This is a genomic window from Allomuricauda sp. R78024 (genome assembly GCF_044596045.1).
GTDB lineage: Bacteria > Bacteroidota > Bacteroidia > Flavobacteriales > Flavobacteriaceae > Flagellimonas.
Map to the genome: position 1 here is coordinate 891,571 of NZ_CP138995.1, position 19,357 is coordinate 910,927.

General features: G+C 36.9%; 17 protein-coding genes. 11 read left to right on the top strand and 6 right to left on the bottom strand.

Annotation, left to right across the window (positions count from 1 at the left end):
* Positions 1-20 precede the first annotated feature (20 nt).
* The 3 genes from SJY44_RS03990 to SJY44_RS04000 are packed head-to-tail and all read right to left on the bottom strand — an operon-like array spanning position 21 to position 1,226.
* The gene (locus tag SJY44_RS03990) at positions 21-713 is read right to left on the bottom strand and encodes an aspartate/glutamate racemase family protein (protein WP_396591365.1); all 693 of its coding nucleotides are present in this window, start codon (positions 711-713) and stop codon (positions 21-23) included.
* A 20-nt stretch (positions 714-733) separates the two neighbouring features.
* Positions 734-874 carry a hypothetical protein gene (locus SJY44_RS03995; RefSeq protein WP_396591366.1) on the bottom strand — a complete coding sequence of 47 codons (141 nt, stop codon included), beginning with the start codon at positions 872-874 and terminating at the stop codon, positions 734-736.
* 49 nt (positions 875-923) lie between these two features.
* On the bottom strand, positions 924-1,226 hold the full coding sequence (locus tag SJY44_RS04000) for a helix-turn-helix transcriptional regulator (RefSeq protein ID WP_298923909.1): 303 nt from the start codon (positions 1,224-1,226) through the stop codon (positions 924-926).
* Positions 1,227-1,308: 82 nt separating this feature from the next.
* Between SJY44_RS04000 and SJY44_RS04005 the strand changes: the two genes are divergently transcribed.
* The gene (locus SJY44_RS04005; protein ID WP_396591367.1) at positions 1,309-1,776 is read left to right on the top strand and encodes a DinB family protein; all 468 of its coding nucleotides are present in this window, start codon (positions 1,309-1,311) and stop codon (positions 1,774-1,776) included.
* Here SJY44_RS04005 and SJY44_RS04010 read toward each other — a convergent pair.
* Entirely contained in the window at positions 1,773-2,516 is a 744-nt protein-coding gene (locus SJY44_RS04010; RefSeq protein ID WP_396591368.1) for a DUF3298 and DUF4163 domain-containing protein, read from the bottom strand. The two genes, SJY44_RS04005 and SJY44_RS04010, sit on opposite strands and share 4 nt — an antisense overlap.
* Positions 2,517-2,602: 86 nt before the next feature.
* Here SJY44_RS04010 and SJY44_RS04015 point away from each other — a divergent pair, with 86 nt between their 5' ends.
* From SJY44_RS04015 to SJY44_RS04030, 4 genes are all read left to right on the top strand, one after another.
* Complete coding sequence (locus tag SJY44_RS04015; RefSeq protein WP_396591369.1) at positions 2,603-3,757, top strand: cystathionine gamma-synthase; 1,155 nt, start codon at positions 2,603-2,605, stop codon at positions 3,755-3,757.
* Between the two features lie 107 nt (positions 3,758-3,864).
* A complete protein-coding gene (gene gdhA / locus SJY44_RS04020) occupies positions 3,865-5,208 on the top strand; it encodes an NADP-specific glutamate dehydrogenase (RefSeq protein ID WP_396591370.1) in 1,344 nt (447 codons plus the stop codon).
* Between the two features lie 118 nt (positions 5,209-5,326).
* Positions 5,327-6,046 carry a DNA repair protein RecO gene (gene recO, locus SJY44_RS04025; RefSeq protein WP_396591371.1) on the top strand — a complete coding sequence of 240 codons (720 nt, stop codon included), beginning with the start codon at positions 5,327-5,329 and terminating at the stop codon, positions 6,044-6,046.
* Positions 6,030-8,462, top strand: a complete 2,433-nt coding sequence (locus SJY44_RS04030) for a TonB-dependent receptor domain-containing protein (RefSeq protein ID WP_396591372.1) — start codon at positions 6,030-6,032, stop codon at positions 8,460-8,462. The genes recO and SJY44_RS04030 overlap by 17 nt, the downstream gene beginning before the upstream one ends.
* 53 nt (positions 8,463-8,515) lie before the next feature.
* Here SJY44_RS04030 and SJY44_RS04035 read toward each other — a convergent pair whose 3' ends face one another.
* Positions 8,516-8,869, bottom strand: a complete 354-nt coding sequence (locus SJY44_RS04035; RefSeq protein ID WP_298923923.1) for a YtxH domain-containing protein — start codon at positions 8,867-8,869, stop codon at positions 8,516-8,518.
* A gap of 182 nt (positions 8,870-9,051) precedes the next feature.
* Here SJY44_RS04035 and ileS point away from each other — a divergent pair, with 182 nt between their 5' ends.
* From ileS to SJY44_RS04055, 4 genes are read left to right on the top strand one after another with little or no spacing between them, the layout of a single operon-like run.
* Positions 9,052-12,453 carry an isoleucine--tRNA ligase gene (gene ileS / locus SJY44_RS04040; protein WP_396591373.1) on the top strand — a complete coding sequence of 1,134 codons (3,402 nt, stop codon included), beginning with the start codon at positions 9,052-9,054 and terminating at the stop codon, positions 12,451-12,453.
* A gap of 3 nt (positions 12,454-12,456) precedes the next feature.
* On the top strand, positions 12,457-12,840 hold the full coding sequence (locus tag SJY44_RS04045; protein WP_109660595.1) for a TraR/DksA C4-type zinc finger protein: 384 nt from the start codon (positions 12,457-12,459) through the stop codon (positions 12,838-12,840).
* A 28-nt stretch (positions 12,841-12,868) separates the two neighbouring features.
* A complete protein-coding gene (locus tag SJY44_RS04050; protein WP_396591374.1) occupies positions 12,869-13,489 on the top strand; it encodes a hypothetical protein in 621 nt (206 codons plus the stop codon).
* A gap of 33 nt (positions 13,490-13,522) precedes the next feature.
* Positions 13,523-14,155 (top strand): lipoprotein signal peptidase, encoded by a 633-nt coding sequence (locus SJY44_RS04055; RefSeq protein ID WP_298923933.1) that lies wholly within the window; start codon positions 13,523-13,525, stop codon positions 14,153-14,155.
* Here SJY44_RS04055 and SJY44_RS04060 read toward each other — a convergent pair.
* Positions 14,152-14,712 carry a 5-formyltetrahydrofolate cyclo-ligase gene (locus tag SJY44_RS04060; RefSeq protein WP_396591375.1) on the bottom strand — a complete coding sequence of 187 codons (561 nt, stop codon included), beginning with the start codon at positions 14,710-14,712 and terminating at the stop codon, positions 14,152-14,154. The genes SJY44_RS04055 and SJY44_RS04060 overlap by 4 nt on opposite strands.
* A gap of 562 nt (positions 14,713-15,274) precedes the next feature.
* On the opposite strand from SJY44_RS04060, the gene uvrC reads away from it, so the two are divergent.
* Both uvrC and SJY44_RS04070 read left to right on the top strand, forming a co-directional pair.
* Complete coding sequence (gene uvrC / locus SJY44_RS04065; protein WP_396591376.1) at positions 15,275-17,065, top strand: excinuclease ABC subunit UvrC; 1,791 nt, start codon at positions 15,275-15,277, stop codon at positions 17,063-17,065.
* 10 nt (positions 17,066-17,075) lie between these two features.
* Positions 17,076-19,340 carry a patatin-like phospholipase family protein gene (locus SJY44_RS04070; protein WP_396591377.1) on the top strand — a complete coding sequence of 755 codons (2,265 nt, stop codon included), beginning with the start codon at positions 17,076-17,078 and terminating at the stop codon, positions 19,338-19,340.
* The last annotated feature ends 17 nt before the right edge of the window (positions 19,341-19,357 follow it).

Below are 19,357 nucleotides of genomic sequence, written 5' to 3' on the forward strand. Positions count from 1 at the left end.
CAAAATTCGTTTATTTCGCTTTAAGAAAGTGCAAAATCAACAGCTTTTTGAGCATGTATTTTTGTAGTGTCAAATGTAGGAGTGGCTACCTCATTGTCTGGAATCAGCATAGGTAGTTCCGTACAGCCCAAAATTATACCTTCAGCACCCTGAGCTTCCAGTTTTTTGATTATGTCCAAACAAATTTCTTTGGATTCAGACTTAAAAACACCTTTAACAAGCTCATCATAAATGATGGAGTGAAGAATGTCCATGTCTTCATTATTTGGAACCAAAATTTCCAAGTCATATTCCTCTCTAAGTATTTTGGTGTAAAAATCTTTCTCCATAGTGAACTTGGTCCCCAATAAAGCTACTTTCTTTATCCCCGTTTTCACGATTGCTTCACCCGTTGCATTGGCAATATGTAAAAAAGGCACACTTATAGCACCGGTAATGGCGTCACTTACCAGATGTATGGTATTGGTACAAAGTATTATCAAGTCTGATCCAGCTTTCTCCAATGTTTCTGAATGTAAGGCCATAATGTTTCCAATTTGGTCCCAGTTACCAGAGAAAGAGTAACGTTCAATTTCATCAAAGTCCACTGATGAGAGCAAACTTTTAGCAGAGTGTGATCCACCCAATTTTTCACGGACCATCTCATTTATATGTTGGTAATATATTTTAGAGGACTCCCAACTCATTCCTCCTATTAGACCTATAGTTTTCATTGTTTTGTTTTTTGATGATTTTACTTTGTTTTGGACATGCCTTCCGCTCCTTCTATTACAAAGGAAGTTAGGAAACTTACTATTATCTGTGCAAAAGGGGTATGAGACTTTTTTGCTCCTGCTACTTCGGTTAAACAGGTACAATCCAAATAATTTTCCATATTATTCAAATTCAAATTTCGCTAATTATCGATTTGTTAATTAAAAAAACTATAAATCAGTTTTAAGGGTTTCAATATAGGCTTTGATTATTTGCTCATTTCTTCTATAATAGGTCCATTTTCCATGCCTTGTTGGAATTACCAAATCAGCATTTTGCATGGAGTTCAAATAGGTTGAAATTGTGGATTGTGACAAGCCAGTTTTATCTTGTATAAATCCCACACAGACCCCATCGTCAAAATGGTCAATGTCTTGATGTGGGGGGAAATTTAATTCAGGTTTTTTTAGCCACTTTAGAATATTAACCCTAGTTTTATTTGATAATACTTTGCTTATCGCTACAATATCCATACAACAAATTTACTATAAATATTTACATATCTAAATAAATAGATATGTTTTAACAAAACTTTGATTTCTTCTCGCACACGAAATGGAAAAACTACTGGATATCACACTGAAAAACCGAAAAATTCTTCAAAATCACCTAAAGAATACACCTAAAGAAGACTTGTTTAAAATTCCAAAAGGGTTCAATAATAATATTTGGTGGAATATTGCCCATGTGGTTGTAACTCCACAACTACTGATTTATAATTTAAGTGGGCTGGACTTCACGGTTGAAGAAGAACTGATCAATAAATATCGTAAAGGAACTTTTCCTGATGGTGAGCCTTCTGGTGAAGAAATAGAAAAGATTTCGGAATACCTTTTTAGTACCCTTGAAAAAATTAAAGAGGACTATGAGGAGGGTAAGTTTAAAAACTATAAGGAGTACATGACCACGCCAAAAGTTGCTTTATGTAATGTAGAAGATGCCCTTTCTTTTAATGTGTTTCATGAGGGCCTGCATCTGGGAGCAATTCTTGCATTGAAAAGGGCCTTGGCTTTGGAACGCTAAGGTTTTACAATACGCTTCAGATATTTATTTACCTCTTGGTAGGGTAAAGCAAGGATTTTTGGCCCATCCGCATAAGAAGCTACCTCGTATTGGTTATAGATTAACTGAATACCATCTTCGGTATATCCAATGTTTTCTGCCAAATGAAAAATATCACGTTCAAACATAAATCCAGTTATGTTTATATTATCAATTTGTGGGATATCTTCCTGAATTCTGAATTTGGTCTCAGCAAATTTTTGAAAACCTTCCATATCCTCAAAAAGCTCCCAATTTTCAAGTTCAATGCCTTTTCTTTTGTCAAAATTCAAGAAAGTTATGGAGCCATAACCATGTGCCCCACCTGTAAACGTGTATGCATTAAAGATCAATGTCAGGATATTTTCATCTTCATAAACAATTTCACTATTAACTTCAGCTTCCCAACCTACGGTCTCATCAGGAAATTTGGTTTTTAATTCTTTAAAACTATTCGTGAAAGAAGCAATGGCATCATCTATTTTGTCAATCTCCCGTTCTTCATCAAAAGAGAGTAAGGTAATGAGTTCCTCCTCCAAAGCGCTGTTAATTGCTCTGGCAATAGCCGTTTCATCTAAAGCTCTTGGGATATTGATTTCAATTTTTGGACATTCTTTGCAACTATTGCCAGTGAGTTGAAGTGGCTCAAAAGTAAGGTTGCCTTCATTTTTGCAACAAATGGTGAGCAGCAGAATTAGGAGTAGGCTTATAGATTTTTTCATAAAGTGAGGTTTTAGGGTCTCCAAAAATAACACATCATTGATTACTCCAAAAGATAACAATACATTTGTATGCAGATTAAGACAAAATGAGCAAAAAAGACTTAAAATTCAACAGTAAAACTATTCATGGTGGCCAGCATCCAGACAAAGCTTATGGTGCGGTAATGCCTCCAATCTATCAAACTTCAACCTACGCCCAGACCACGCCGGGGGGGCATCAAGGATTTGAATATTCACGAAGTGCCAACCCTACCAGAACCGCCTTGGAAAATGCTTTGGCAAGTATTGAAAACGGTACTTATGGGCTTGCATTTGCAAGTGGACTTTCAGCAATAGATGCAGTAATAAAATTATTGAACCCTGGGGACGAGGTAGTTTCCACCAATGATTTATATGGAGGAAGTTACCGTTTGTTCAAACAAATTTTTGAAAAATATGGTATCACATTCCATTTTATAGGAATGCAAAGTATTGATACCATTGAAGAACATATAAACGATAACACCAAATTGATTTGGATTGAAACACCGACCAATCCAATGATGAATGTGATTGATATTAAAGCGGTATCCGGTCTAGCAAAAAAGCATGATCTGTTATTGGCAGTGGATAATACATTTGCGACACCCTACCTGCAGCGCCCAATAGATTTAGGAGCAGATATTGTAATGCACTCCGCCACCAAGTATTTGGGGGGACACAGTGACGTTGTCGTTGGAGCTTTGATTGTAAAGGATAAAGAGCTGGCTGACAAACTTTATTTTATTCAAAATGCCAGTGGTGCAGTTTGTGGACCAATGGATAGCTTTTTAACACTTAGAGGCATAAAGACACTTCATGTTCGCATGCAAAGGCATTGTGAAAACGGAAAAGCAATTGCTGAATATTTAGTAAACCACCCAAAAATTGAAAAAGTATACTGGCCAGGGTTTGAAACACATCCCAATCATGATGTTGCCAAAAGCCAGATGGATGACTTTGGAGGAATGATTTCTTTTGTTCCTGTTGGCAGCAATTATGCGGAAGCTATTAAAATTGTTGAAAAATTGGAGATTTTCACACTGGCTGAATCACTGGGCGGTGTAGAGAGTTTGGCTGGACACCCTGCTAGTATGACCCATGCAAGTATTCCAAAAGAAGAACGCGAAAAGAGCGGTGTTGTAGACTCCTTAATTAGGCTAAGTGTTGGAATCGAAGATGCAGATGATTTAATAGCAGACTTGGAACAAGCCATAGGATAAGTATTTTTTGCAAAATTTTTAAAAAAAGCCTATTTGAATTATGTAAATAGTATAATTTTGCCGTCAAATTCCTAATTCATTAAAAACAACGCATAGTAATCCGTTTTATGGAAGCAAAAATTAAAGCATTTATGGATGAGGTGAAGACCAGAAATGGCCACGAACCAGAATTCATCCAAGCGGTACAGGAGGTAGCAGAGACTGTTATCCCGTATATTGTAAAGCATGATATCTATCATGGAAAAAATATCCTTTTAAGAATGGTGGAGCCAGAGCGATTGATTTCTTTTCGTGTGGCTTGGGTAGATGATGACGGGGAGATTCATGTAAACCGAGGATATCGGGTTCAGATGAATTCTGCCATAGGACCTTACAAAGGGGGACTTAGGTTTCACCGAACAGTAAATGCCAGTGTTCTAAAATTTTTGGCATTTGAACAAGTTTTTAAAAATAGCTTGACAACCTTGCCTATGGGTGGAGGTAAAGGAGGTTCAGATTTTGATCCTAAAGGGAAATCTGATGATGAAGTAATGCGTTTTTGCCATGCTTTCATGTTAGAGCTGAACAGACATATTGGTCCAAACACAGATGTTCCAGCAGGGGATATAGGTGTTGGTTCTCGTGAGATCGGATTCCTTTTTGGAATGTATAAAAGGATACGAAACGAGTTTACCGGTGTATTAACGGGTAAAGGTCGTTCTTGGGGAGGGTCATTGATCCGTCCGGAAGCTACAGGATACGGGACCGTTTATTTTGCGGATAGCATGTTAAAAATAAAAGGAGAATCCTTTAAAGGTAAAAAGGTTGTGATTTCTGGTTCTGGAAACGTGGCACAATATGCTGCGGAAAAGGTTCTGCAACTAGGTGGAAAGGTATTGACATTATCAGATTCGGGTGGCTACATATACGACAAGGATGGTATAGATGCTGAAAAACTGACTTTTATAATGGATTTGAAAAACAACCGAAGAGGAAGAATTTCAGAGTATGCTGATAAATATTCATCTGCTGAATTCCATAAAGGAAAAACACCTTGGGAAGTTTCTTGTGATGTGGCACTGCCTTGTGCAACACAGAATGAGTTGAATGGAGATGATGCAGAAACATTAATTAAAAATGGCTGTATTGCAGTTGCGGAAGGCGCTAACATGCCTTCTACACCAGAAGCCATTCATGCTTTTCACGAAGCAAAAATATTATTTGCACCAGGCAAAGCCTCTAATGCTGGAGGTGTTGCCACTTCTGGTTTGGAGATGTCGCAAAACTCACTCCGTATTAGTTGGACACGTGAAGAAGTAGATGACAGACTAAAAGGGATTATGGAAGATATTCATGATTCTTGTATTGAATACGGAAAAGAGGCCGACGGATATTGCAACTACGTAAAAGGAGCCAATATTGCTGGTTTTGTAAAAGTAGCCGACGCTATGTTAGCTCAGGGAGTTATTTAGGTAACTAACTCAGAATTAGAATATAAGTGGGCGGTTGAATTACAATCGTCCACTTTTTTATTTTCAACCGAAAACAAACAATCAAGCTCACTTAGAGTCCACTAGTAACCAACAAAAAATGCAAGTAAACACTAAGGCAATAATTCTTTCTTCCTTAAAATATGGAGATACTAGCCTTATCGTTAAAGCATTTACAGAATCTGATGGGTTAAAATCGTACTTGTTAAAGGGTGTTTTGACTTCCAAAAAAGGGAAATTAAAAGCAGCATATTTTCTTCCGTTAATGCAATTAGAACTTGTGGCCACTCACAGAAACAAGGGGAGTCTAGAGAGTATTAGAGAAGTAAAGGTGAGTGTTCCCTACAAGAGTTTGCATACAGATATTATAAAAAATAGTATGGTACTTTTTTTGGCTGAAATGTTGAGCAATAGCATTCAGGAACAAGAACAGAATAAAGGGCTCTTCAACTATTTGGAATATGCTTTATATTGGTTGGATACACATAGTTCCATTTCCAATTTCCACCTCTTGTTTTTACTCAATCTCACAAAATATTTAGGGTTTTACCCAGATACCTCATTTCAAAATGGAAATTATTTCGATTTGGTAGAAGGAAGTTTTTGCGCAACCCCTAGTCTTAACCCAATTATACAAGGTGAAAATTTAACGAGCTTCAAACGTGTCTTGGGCATAAATTTTGATGCACTTCAGACAATACAAATGAACAAACCCCAAAGGCAAGAGCTTTTAAAAATGGTTATTATGTATTTTGAATTACATTTGCAGGGATTCAGAAAGCCCAAGTCCTTAGCGGTTTTAAATGCAGTTTTCGAGTAATATGCGTAGCACAGGTTTCGCCCTCCTTTTTCTATTTATTTCCTTTACTGTTTTCAGCCAAGAGATTACGGTTTTGGATGCGGATACGGGAAATCCTGTCGCCAACATCGCGATTTACAACAGAGATAAATCGAAAACAGCGGTCTCAGATTTTAATGGAAAAAGTGATTTAAGCATTTTCTCAAGAAATGAACGAATTACTTTTAGGCACATTAGTTACGAGGAATACAACACAACTAAAGCTCAGATAAGCAAAAAGGGAAATCGGGTTTACTTAAGTTTAAAGTTAGAGGAATTACAAGAAGTGGTCATGTCTGTTTCTAAATGGGAGCAGCAAAAAAAAGATATTCCTCAAAAAATAGAATCCATTGATGCGCGAACTATTTCATTTACCAACCCGCAAACTTCTGCAGATGTATTGCAGAATAGTGGAAAGGTCTTTGTGCAGAAGAGTCAATTAGGGGGAGGCAGCCCTATGATCAGGGGTTTTGCAACCAATAGGCTATTGTTGTCTGTAGATGGCGTGCGTATGAACAATGCCATTTTTAGAGGAGGAAATGTTCAAAATGTAATTTCCGTAGACCCTTTCACGATTAAGAACACAGAGGTCATTTTTGGACCGGGCTCTGTTATTTATGGCAGCGATGCCATTGGAGGCGTAATGAATTTTTTTACCAAGAAACCTAGATTGTCTTTCACTGATAGTCTTACTTTTTCTGGGAATGTAAATTATAGGTTTGCTTCTGCAAATAATGAAAACACTGCTCATGTAGATTTTAATCTAGGGCAACAAAAATGGGCATCTTATACGAGTTTTACATATAATAAGTTCGATGATTTGGTTATGGGAGGGCATGGCCCAGATGAATACTTGCGGAACAGTTTTGTGGTCAGAGAAAATGGAACGGATGTTTTAGTGGAGAATGACGACCCTAGAAAGCAGGTCACATCAGGATATGACCAAATCAATTTCCTTCAGAAGTTTACCTACAAACCCAACAATACTTGGAACTATGATTTAGGGCTATACTATTCCGAAACTTCGGACTATTCAAGATATGATAGATTGATTCGCCCAAATAGTGCTGGAGATGGGCTTCGTTCTGCCGAATGGTTTTATGGCCCACAAAAATGGTTCATGGGAAACTTTCAATTGACCAAAAAAGGAAAGAACAAGTTTTATGATGGGGTTAAGTTGACCACGGCCTATCAGTATTTTGAAGAAAGTAGAAACGACAGGGATTTCCAAGAAGTTGACCGTTTTACCACAAAAGAAAAAGTTGATGCAATATCAATGAACCTTGATTTTGAGAATAAAAAAATAGGGGATTTACGATTGTACTATGGAGCAGAGTACATTTTTAACAAAGTCCATTCGGAAGGAAGTCAGGAAAACATTGAAACAAGTGTGGTTTCTGAAGCGGCTTCTCGCTATCCAGACGGTTCCACTTGGCAAACATTTGCGGGTTATATTAATGGAGAGTATAAACTAAAGCCAAATTTCACATTGCTGTCCGGAGCACGTTATAGTCAGGTCTGGGTAGATGCACAATTTGACACAACGTTTTTTCCTTTCCCTTTTGAGGAAGCTGACTTAATAACAGGTGCCTTTACTGGGAGTGTTGGATTTAGTTGGTTCCCAAAAGCAGATTTACAAATTACTTTAAATGGCTCTACAGGGTTTAGAGCTCCCAACATTGACGATATTGGAAAAGTGTTTGATTCCGAGCCTGGCTCCGTAGTTGTGCCAAATCCAGATTTAGAACCAGAATACGCCTATAATGCGGAAATGGGAGTAAGAAAGAACTTTAAAGATAAATTGGTTTTAAAAGGAGCAGCATTTTATAGTTACTTGGTAGATGCTTTGGTAAGAAGAGATTTTGAGTTTAATGGAGAAACAGAAATTTTATACAACGGCGAATTAAGTAATGTGCAAGCAATCCAAAATGCAGCAAAAGCTTATGTATATGGTTTTGAATTTGGGCTTGAAGCCTTTTTAAATGAAAACTGGTCGCTCACCTCAAATTTAACCTTCACCGAAGGAATAGAGGAGGACGATAGTGGAACAGACTCACCCGCTAGACATGTTGCACCGACTTTTGGTGATTTTCACTTGGTCTGGCAAAATCAAAAATTAAAGGCAGATGTGTTTCTAAATTACAATGGCGAAATCAGCTATGATGATTTAGCTTTATCGGAAAGAAGCAAAGAATTTATATATGCTATTGATGAAAACGGAAACCCTTTTTCACCCTCTTGGTATACATTGAACTTTAGGTCACAATATCAAATTTCCAACGCTTTGAAAACAACTGTGAGTCTGGAAAATATAACTAACCAACGCTATAGGACCTATTCTTCAGGGATTGTTGCTCCTGGCGCTAATCTTATTCTAGGATTGGGCTATACTTTTTAAAACAAAAAAGGCTTGGAATAGTCCAAGCCCTTTTATGATAAGCTAAAAGGATATTAATGATCTAATTTTTCCTTTGTATCCTCAGCTACTTTTTTAAGATCATCTGCAGTTTCTTTGGCGGCATCTTTTACGTCCTCTCCCATTTCCTTGGCTTTGTCCATAGTTTCTTCACCTGCCTTTTTAATGCTGTCCAAGGCTTTTTCGCCGGACTCTTTCATTTCATCACCCGCTTCTTTTACAGCGTCTACAGCATCGTTTGCTGTATCTTTTAAGTTATCACCTGCCTCTTCAAGAGACTCGGCAGCTTCTTCTGTGGCCTCCTTGGCCTTGTCTGCAGCCTCTTTACATGATATCATTGTTGACATCGATAAAGACAGTGCAACGATTGCAATCAATACTTTTTTCATTATAAATATGGTTTAGTGTTAATTCGGTTAAGGTATGGATTTTGACGGGAATGGGGTATTATGGGATATCATATTTAGGTTAAGCACATTAAGGAAATTTAAATACCCCATTTGGAAGGCAATAATTCCATCTAAATTTTTAATTTTGCAAACTTGGAATTCTAGAAGAAGGAGCGATAAATATGAAGTTTGCGGAATATAAAGGATTGGATTTGCCTAAAGTGTCAGAAGAGCTTTTGGACTTTTGGAAAGACAACCAAATTTTTGAAAAAAGTGTTTCCACGAGAGAGGGGAAAGAAAGCTACGTGTTTTATGAGGGACCACCTTCTGCAAACGGGATGCCTGGAATTCATCACGTGATGGCACGCACCATTAAAGATATCTTTCCTAGATATAAAACGATGAAGGGATATCAGGTAAAGCGTAAAGCTGGATGGGATACCCACGGATTGCCCATTGAGATTGGTGTTGAGAAGGAACTGGGAATTACCAAAGAAGATATTGGCAAAAAGATTTCGGTTGAAGAATATAATGCAGCCTGCAAAAAAGCGGTCATGCGTTATACGGATGTCTGGAACGAAATGACTGAAAAAATTGGTTATTGGGTAGATATGGATGATCCATATATCACCTACAAATCAAAATATATGGAGTCTGTTTGGTGGTTGCTAAAACAGATTTATGATAAGGGCCTTATATACAAAGGATATACTATTCAACCCTATTCTCCAAAGGCAGGAACGGGATTGAGTTCTCATGAGCTGAATCAACCGGGCACGTATCAAGATGTTACGGACACAACCGTTACAGCTCAGTTTAAAGCTAAAAAGGATTCGCTTCCAGACGCTTTAAAGAATATAGATGGTGACATTTACTTTCTTGCGTGGACGACGACTCCTTGGACCTTACCGTCTAACACGGCATTGACCGTAGGGGCAAAGATTGAATATATTTTGGTAAAAACATATAACCAATACACGTTTGAACCCACTCAAGTAATATTGGCAAAAGCATTAGTGGGCAAACAGTTTTCGGGCAAGTTTTTTGCAGCGGAAAATGAAGAGGAGTTTACCACATTTAAAGAAGGCGATAAAAAAATTCCTTATCAAATAGGACAAAGCTTTACAGGGAAAGATTTAGTTGGAATTAGATATGAGCAATTAATAGATTATGCTCAACCCTATCAAAATCCAGAAAATGCCTATAGGGTCATAGCCGGCGATTTTGTCACCACAGAAGATGGTACAGGAATAGTACATACAGCACCCACCTTTGGTGCGGATGATGCTATGGTGGCAAAACAAGCAAAACCCGAAGTTCCACCAATGTTGGTGCTGGACGAAAACAACAATCCAGTTCCCTTGGTTGATTTACAAGGAAGGTTTAGACCAGAACTTAAGGAGTTTGCTGGCAAGTATGTGAAGAACGAATATTATGCAGATGATGAAGTTCCAGAAAAATCTGTGGATGTTGAAATTGCCATCAAACTAAAAGAAGAGAACAAAGCCTTTAAGGTAGAAAAGTACGTGCACAGTTACCCTAACTGCTGGCGTACGGACAAGCCTGTTTTATACTATCCACTGGATTCGTGGTTCATTAAGGTTACGGATGTTAAAGACCGTATGTTTGAGCTTAACCAGACCATTAACTGGAAACCGAAGGCTACAGGAGAGGGCCGTTTTGGAAACTGGTTGGCCAATGCCAACGATTGGAACCTTTCCCGTTCCCGTTATTGGGGAATTCCACTTCCTATCTGGCGCACCGAGGATGGAAAGGAAGAAATGATGATTGGGTCCGTGGAAGAATTAAAAGTGGAAATGACCAAGGCCGTTGAAGCCGGTATTCTGGAAAAAGACCTTTTTGAAGATTTTGTTGTAGGAGACAATAGTGAATCCAACTATGATAAAATCGATTTACATAAAAATATTGTAGATCAGATTACCTTGGTTTCCCCATCGGGAAAACCTATGAAAAGGGAGTCTGATTTGATCGATGTTTGGTTTGATAGTGGTTCTATGCCTTATGCACAATGGCACTACCCTTTTGAAAATAAGAACTTAATTGATGATGGTGTGGCTTTTCCTGCAAACTTCATTGCAGAAGGTGTAGATCAGACAAGAGGTTGGTTTTATACCCTGCATGCCATTGCCACTATGGTTTTTGATACCGTATCCTATAAAAATGTGGTTTCAAACGGTCTGGTATTGGACAAGGAAGGAAAGAAAATGTCCAAACGGTTGGGGAATGCCGTCGATCCATTTAAAGTGCTGCCAGAACATGGCGCAGATGCCACACGATGGTATATGATTTCCAACGCTAACCCGTGGGATAATTTAAAGTTTGATTTGGATGGTATTGTTGAAGTGAAACGCAAATTTTTCGGCACACTTTATAATACCTATTCTTTCATGGCATTATATGCCAATATTGATGAATTTGATTATTCAGAAGCAGACACTGCGTTAAATGAGCGGCCAGAAATAGACCAATGGATTTTATCTGAACTGCATTCACTTATTCAAAAAGTGGATGAAGCTTATGGAGATTATGAGGCTACCAAGGCAGCACGAATGATTTCCGATTATGTTCAGGAAAATTTGAGCAATTGGTATGTAAGATTAAGCAGAAGGCGGTTTTGGAAGGGAGATTATCAACAAGATAAAATCTCAGCTTATCAAACCCTGTATACATGTCTGTCCACAGTTGCTAAACTATCTGCTCCTATAGCGCCCTTCTTTATGGATCGGTTGTATATAGATTTAAATGCCACTACCCAAAAAGATGGTTTTGAAAGTGTTCATTTGGCAGAGTTTCCTGTTTCTGATGAGCGTATGATCAACAAGAAACTGGAGCGTAAAATGCAATTGGCACAAAAAGTTTCATCCTTGGTATTATCAATTCGTCAAAAGGAAAAAATTAAAGTACGTCAGCCACTTCAAAAAATAATGATTCCTATTTTAGATGATCAACAGAAAGAAGATATTGAAGCGGTTTCAGATTTGATAAAATCTGAAGTAAACGTAAAAGAAATTGAATTGCTTGATGATGCCTCTGGAATTTTAGTGAAACAAATCAAACCTAATTTTAAGGTTTTAGGCCCAAGATTTGGGAGAGATATGAAGGCCATAGCCTTCGCTGTTAATCTATTGGGACAAGAGGATATCCAAAAAATTGAACAAGAAGGCGAATTAATGCTTGCATTGGAAAATAAAAGTATTATTTTACAGTTATCTGATGTGGACATCAGCTCACAAGATATTGAGGGTTGGTTGGTGGCAAGCTCTGGTTCTTTAACGGTTGCTCTGGATGTGACCATAGATGAGAACTTAAGAAAAGAGGGCATTGCGCGGGAGTTGGTCAATCGTATTCAAAACCTTAGAAAAGAATCTGGATTTGAGGTGACCGATAGAATAGATATTAAAATATTGAAAGACGGTTTTGTGGAAAATGCGGTTTCCAGTAATGAAGATTATATTAAAACCGAAACCTTGACTGCAGAACTGAATTTTGAAGAAAAATTAGATGAAGGTATAGCTATTGCCTTTGATGAAGTAAATACAAAATTGTTTATCCAAAAACATTAGAACATGGCACAAGATTTAAAAGTAAGATACTCGGATAAAGATCTAAAAGAATTTAGAACGTTAATTGAAGAAAAAATAGATAAGGCCAATAAGCATTTGGAGTTGCTTAAAAGCTCATATATGAACGATGGCAATAACGGTACGGATGACACCTCACCAACATTCAAAGCTTTTGAGGAGGGCTCCGCTACTATGAGCAAAGAGGCCAATACGCAATTGGCAATCCGCCAGGAAAAGTTCATTAGAGATTTAAAGAACGCTTTGTTAAGAATAGAGAACAAGACCTATGGGATTTGCCGTGTAACGGGAAAACTTATTAATAAGGAACGACTAAAATTGGTTCCGCACGCTACGCTGAGCATTGAGGCAAAAAACATGCAGAAATAATAAAAACGCCGCAAGGCGTTTTTTGTTTATGAGAACTTTGTTCTTTGTTTTCAGCTTTTTTTCTTTATTGAACCTGCATGGTCAAAAATTGGTGCAGAAGGCGTTTGTAAATTCCAGAACAGCGTCCATTCAAATAAATTCCCAATACTGTTACCAAATTTACCTTGGCACGGCCAAGACAGATGAAGTTAGCGTTGAGGCTGATATTGAAGGTGAATATTCCAAAGATTTATTGATTACAATAGAAGAAAAAGGAACAACAGTTTTGATAAGCGCCGGGTTTCAGCCAAATTTTATCAATCCAAACGACAAACTTAGCGCTCACAAAGTTATTTCCATTAAACTCAATATAATCCTTCCAGAAAATAAAAACGTTTTCGTTTACGGCACTAATAGCAATGTATCTGTAGAAGGCAAGTTTGAAAATTTACAAGTGAAATTATCTGATGGAAGATGTGTTCTTGACAATGTGATTGAAAAGGTAGAGGTAACCACTCAAAAAGGGGATATTTTGCTTATAACCGCCAGCGGAAATATAATTGCTGAAAGCGCTTATGGAAAAGTTGAAAAAGAGCCTATTCCAAAAGGCTATAACCAATACATTTTGAAGAGCGTTGAAGGGAACATCAATCTAAGGAAAATGAAATAATATCCATACTTTTGCGCAACCTGTTTTAAAGACATGAATTTAAAGAAGTCCCTCATAATCATCATATTAATACTGGTAGTTGACCAGATAAGTAAAATCTACGTTAAGACTAATTTTGTCCTAGGAGAATCCTCTGCGGTATTTGACTGGTTCAAAATACTTTTTATAGAAAATGAGGGTGCAGCTTGGGGTACCAAGCTTAGTGATCTTCTTCCTATATCAGAATCTGCAGGAAAACTGGTTTTGACCATTTTTAGACTTTTTGCCATTTTTGGTATTGGTTATTGGCTGCGGGACATTATAAAAAAGGAATCCCCGAAAACCTTGATTTTGGCGGTTTCCCTAATTTTTGCAGGGGCCTTGGGTAATATTATAGATTCGGTTTTTTATGGGATGATTTTTGACAACAGTAGCAATCAGGTCGCTACTTTGTTTTCTAGTGAACCTTATGGAAAACTTTTTTACGGTAAGGTTGTGGACATGTTATATTTTCCATTAATAGATACAACTTGGCCAGAATGGGTTCCATCTGTTGGAGGTAAAAGTTTTCGATTTTTTGAGCCTGTTTTTAATATAGCGGATACGGCTATAAGCACTGGAGTTGGTATATTGATTGTATTCAACAAAAAAGCTTTCCCGAAACAGGAAAAACAAGCAGAGGATTAAAATTTGTAAACCTTTTTTGGAGTAACACAGTAATCCAGTTTAACATCGTTTTCATGGATATTGCTTATGCTATCTTCAGCTTCAAAAAATGATAATCCAATTTTTATGGTTTCTGGCCTACACTTAAGCAAAAAGGTGTCATAATAACCTTTGCCATAACCAACACGGTTTCCTTTTGCATCAAAAGCCAACAGTGGCACAAAAATTACATCTATTTGGTTTTCTGGAATTTTAATTCCATCTACAGGCTCTGGAATATGCCATTTATTTTTCTTGAAAACTGTATTATCTGTCAGCAAGTAGTTTTCCATTGAGTTTTCTCCACTAACCTTCGGGATAGCTATATTCTTATCTTTTCCTTGAAGAAGTGTAATCAAGGGAAGCGTATCAATCTCTTTATTTTCCTCGATGCTTAGAAAAATATGGAAACAAAAAAAATCCCAAATAGGGATTTGAAGTACATGATTTGCCAAGATGATACTATAATCTGAAATGACAGAGGTGTTCATTTCCTCTCTCAAATTTTTATATTTTATTCTCAGTTCATGTTTCAACATCTAGTGTTGAAAATTTAGGGGTGGAGCTTTGGGGAAACCTATTTTTTTATTCTCTGGTTGAAACAGAAAAAAAGATTTTGAAAAAAAGCATCAAAATCAAATACATTCCCAAAACAATAACATAGTTCTCCATAGAATTGTATTTATATATGGTTAAATGTAAGTAAAAGAATTGAAAATTCACCATGAAATACCTCTTTTACCGATGAAATGCATCTTTTTTAATAACGTTTTAACATATGTGGGTTTTCATTAAGATTCTATTTTGATTTTAACTATCTGAAGATAAGAGTGATAGATGTTTTTTTATTTAAAAATCGTTAAGGATCAAATCAAAAAAAAATTAAACAACGACGATTTATAACAATTTGCGGGGTTAATTTTGAGCGAAAGAGGTGTTTTTCTTACAAGTTATAGAAGGAAAGATTAAAACCATCAATTTTAACACATAGATAGCGGTCTATCAAAAAAAGTTAAGTGAAATAAGGGATAGGTGAATTTTAACAAAAAAGCACTATTATTAAAACTTACTTTTGTTTAGGAGTCAATTTTCGGAAATTTTATGCCCAACCCATCATCTATAAGTGTTCAAATAAGCGTTCTGCCAAGCGACCCAGGGGTGTATCAGTTTTATGATGCCGATGATAAGATTCTTTATGTTGGAAAGGCTAAAAACCTTAAGAAACGAGTAGCCTCATATTTCAATAAAAAACAAGAATACGGCAAGACCCGAGTTTTGGTCAAAAAGATTCATTCTGTTAAACATATTGTGGTTGCCACAGAATCTGATGCGCTCCTTTTGGAGAACAATCTCATTAAAAAACTCTTGCCCAGATATAACGTTTTGCTAAAGGATGATAAGTCCTATCCGTGGATATGCATTAAAAATGAGCGTTTTCCAAGAGTTTTTCCCACGCGTAAGTTAATAAAGGATGGTTCGGAGTATTATGGACCGTACACTAGCATGAAGACGGTGAGAACATTATTGGACCTGGTCAAGAGTTTATATCCCTTAAGAACGTGTAATTATGACCTTTCTGAAGAAAAGATCCGATCTGGAAAGTATAAGGTATGTCTAGAATATCATTTAGGCAATTGCTTGGGGCCATGTGAAGGGTTACAAGAAGAGGAAGAATATCGTAGACAGATAGAAGACATTAGAGAGATTATAAAAGGAAATTTTAAAAGTTCATTGCAATTCTTCAAATCACAGATGAAAGAATTTGCAAATAATATGGAGTTCGAAAAAGCTCAAAGAATAAAGGATAAGATAGAAATATTGGAAAACTATCAGGTCAAATCCACGGTGGTCAATCCAAAAATTAATAATGTAGACGTATTTACTATCATTTCTGATGAAACCCATGCTTATGTCAATTTTTTACAACTGTCTCATGGTTCTATTATAAGATCACATACTTTAGAAATAAAAAAGAAGTTGGAAGAGACTGATGAGGAATTGTTGCAATTGGCCATCACTGAAATCAGGCAACGGTTTAAATCCCAATCGAAGGAGGTTTATTTGCAATTTCCTGTATTAGTTGAAGAAAGCCTTAAAGTTACCTTGCCAAAACTAGGAGATAAACGAAGAATCCTTGAACTCTCTGAACGTAATGCACGTTTTTTTAGACAGGATAAGTTCAAACAAATTAAAATAACAGACCCAGATAGACATACCAAAAGAATCATGGCTCAGATGAAGGCAGATTTGAGGCTATCTGAAGAACCTACACATATAGAGTGTTTTGATAACTCTAACATTCAAGGGAGTAATCCTGTGGCGGCTTGCGTGGTCTTTAAAAATGGAAAGCCTTCAAAAAAAGACTATCGGCATTTTAATATTAAGACTGTTGAGGGTCCCGATGATTTTGCAAGTATGGAAGAGGTCGTTTTTAGAAGATATAAGAGACTTCTTGCTGAAGCTGAACCCTTGCCACAACTTATAGTAATTGATGGCGGGAAAGGCCAGCTTTCATCATCTCTTAAAAGTCTGGATGTTTTAGGGCTACGCGGAAAAATTGCCATAATAGGTATTGCCAAAAGACTGGAAGAAATTTATTTTCCAGAAGACCCCATTCCTCTTTATTTGGATAAAAAATCAGAGACTTTGAAAATAATTCAGCAACTTAGGAACGAGGCCCATAGATTTGGCATTACGCATCATAGAAATAAAAGAAGGAAGGGAGCGATTAATTCAGAATTGGAAAATATTGAAGGTATTGGTGAAAAGACTGCAGAACAACTATTGAAAAATTTCAAATCGGTAAAACGAATTAGAGAGGCAACCATTGAGAGTCTTGCAGAAACCATTGGAATGGCAAAGGCAAAAAAAATCTATAAATCCTTCCATTAGCAAAAAGTATATGAAAAACATAATAGCTGCAATAGGGGTTGTATTTTTTGGGGTTTTTGGGATAGCCCAAACAACGTCCACGGAGGAACAACCTAAGATTGGTCTAGTACTTAGTGGTGGCGGAGCTAAAGGTTTGGCACATATTGGAGCGTTAAAGGTAATCGAAGAAGCTGGCATTAAAATAGATTATGTTGGCGGCACAAGTATGGGCGCCATTGTTGGGGCACTTTATGCCTCAGGGTATTCTGCCAAAGAATTGGATTCTATTTTTAAGGTAACGGATTTCTCTAAGTTGATTCAAGATAATGTCCCTAGGGGAGCAAAGACTTTTTATGAAAAAGATGATTCTGAGCGCTATGCCTTGGGTCTTCCTTTCACAAATTTTAATGTGTCCTTTCCAGAAGCAATTTCAGGAGGGCAGAACATCTACAATGAGTTGGTAAGGCTTCTTTTTCATGTAAAGGATATTCATGATTTTAAAAGATTGCCCATTCCTTTTTTGTGTATTGCCACCAATGTAGAAACTGGAGAAGAGGTATTGTTGGATGACGGTTATCTTCCTGAAGCAATTATGGCCAGTGGAACCTTTCCCACATTGTTTGAGCCATCAGAAATTGAAGGAGAAATTTTGATAGATGGAGGAGTAGTGAACAATTATCCCTTAAATGAGGTGCGAGAAATGGGAGCCGACCTAATTATAGGTGTAGATGTTCAACATGGTTTGGCCACAAGAGAGTCCTTATCGTCAGCTACAGAAATCCTTCTTCAAATCAATAACTACAGGACCGTTAATGATATGAAGGATAAGATTGAAAAAACGGAAATCTATATAAGGCCGGATATAGATGATTTTTCTGTTATTGATTTTGACCGTTCTAAGGAAATTGTCGAAAGCGGGGAGATAGCAGCATACGCTAAAATCAAAGAACTGAATGAGATTTCCAAAAAACAAAGTTTTGTTAGCGGTAAGAAAAAAAAGATAAAGGTAAAAGATAGCCTAACGGTAAATAGATTAATAATCAAGGGAAATGATCGCTATACTAGGGGCTATATTAAGGGTAAACTCCGATTTAATCTTGCGGAGAAAATTTCATTTAATAAACTAAAACAGGGTATTAATAATTTATCTGCTTCTGGGAATTTTAAAACGATCAGATATGAATTGATATCTAATGGTTTGGGTACAGATTTAGTTTTAAAACTAAAAGAGGACCCCACAAAAATGTTCATTAAGATGTCTGCCCATTATGATGATTTGTACAAAAGTGCCGCATTGATCAACCTTACCAAAAAGAATTTTTTACTTAAGGATGATGTTGCCTCCTTTGATTTCATTCTTGGAGATCATATCAGGTATAACATGGAGTACTATCTGGATAAAGGGTTTTATTGGAGTTTTGGGGTCAATTCTAAGTTCACGGATTTTGACAATGAAATAGACTTTGGGTTGATTCGCTCAAATTTCGACGTGATTGATGACCCAAATATTCGACAAATAAATCTGGATATTACAGATTTAACAAACCAGGTCTACCTACAAACAGTTTTGAGGGAAGAATTTGCGGTGACACTGGGTGCTGAGCACAAATTGTTGCGTTACAGTACACGTACCCTTAATCAATTTGTAGATGAAAATGAAGATGCTTTCGCGCCAACATCGGATGAAAGAACATATTTTGAAAACTCAAATTATTTTAGCGCATATGGTAAAATTACTTTAGACACCTATGATGACAAATATTTTCCTACAAAAGGGGTGTTTTTTGATAGCGATTTTCATTTGTATCTATTCTCTTCAGATTTTAATGAAAATTTCAAGGAATTTTCAATAGCAAAAGCAAGACTTGGCACCGCATTTCCTTTGTTTCAAAACCTAACCCTTAATTTGGAGACAGAAGGAGGTTTTAAATTGGGAACCTCAGGGGTTACTTCTTTTGATTTTGTTCTTGGTGGTTTTGGAAACGACTTTGTAAATAATTTTGTTCCTTTTTTTGGGTATGACTTTTTAAGTCTGCCAGGAAACAGTTTTGTAAAGGCATATAGTAGGTTGGATTATCAATTCGCCCCTAAGAACCATTTACTGTTTTCAGCCAATTTTGCTAATGTTGACGATGATTTGTTTCGTACAGGAGAATGGTTTACAGAACCCACTTTTTCTGGTTATGGAATAGGGTATGGCTATGAATCGTTTTTAGGTCCCATTCAGGTTTATTATTCTTGGACGCCAGAGATAGGCAATAGTAACTTCTTTTTTAGTGTAGGGTATTGGTTCTAAACAAATGCATTTGGAAA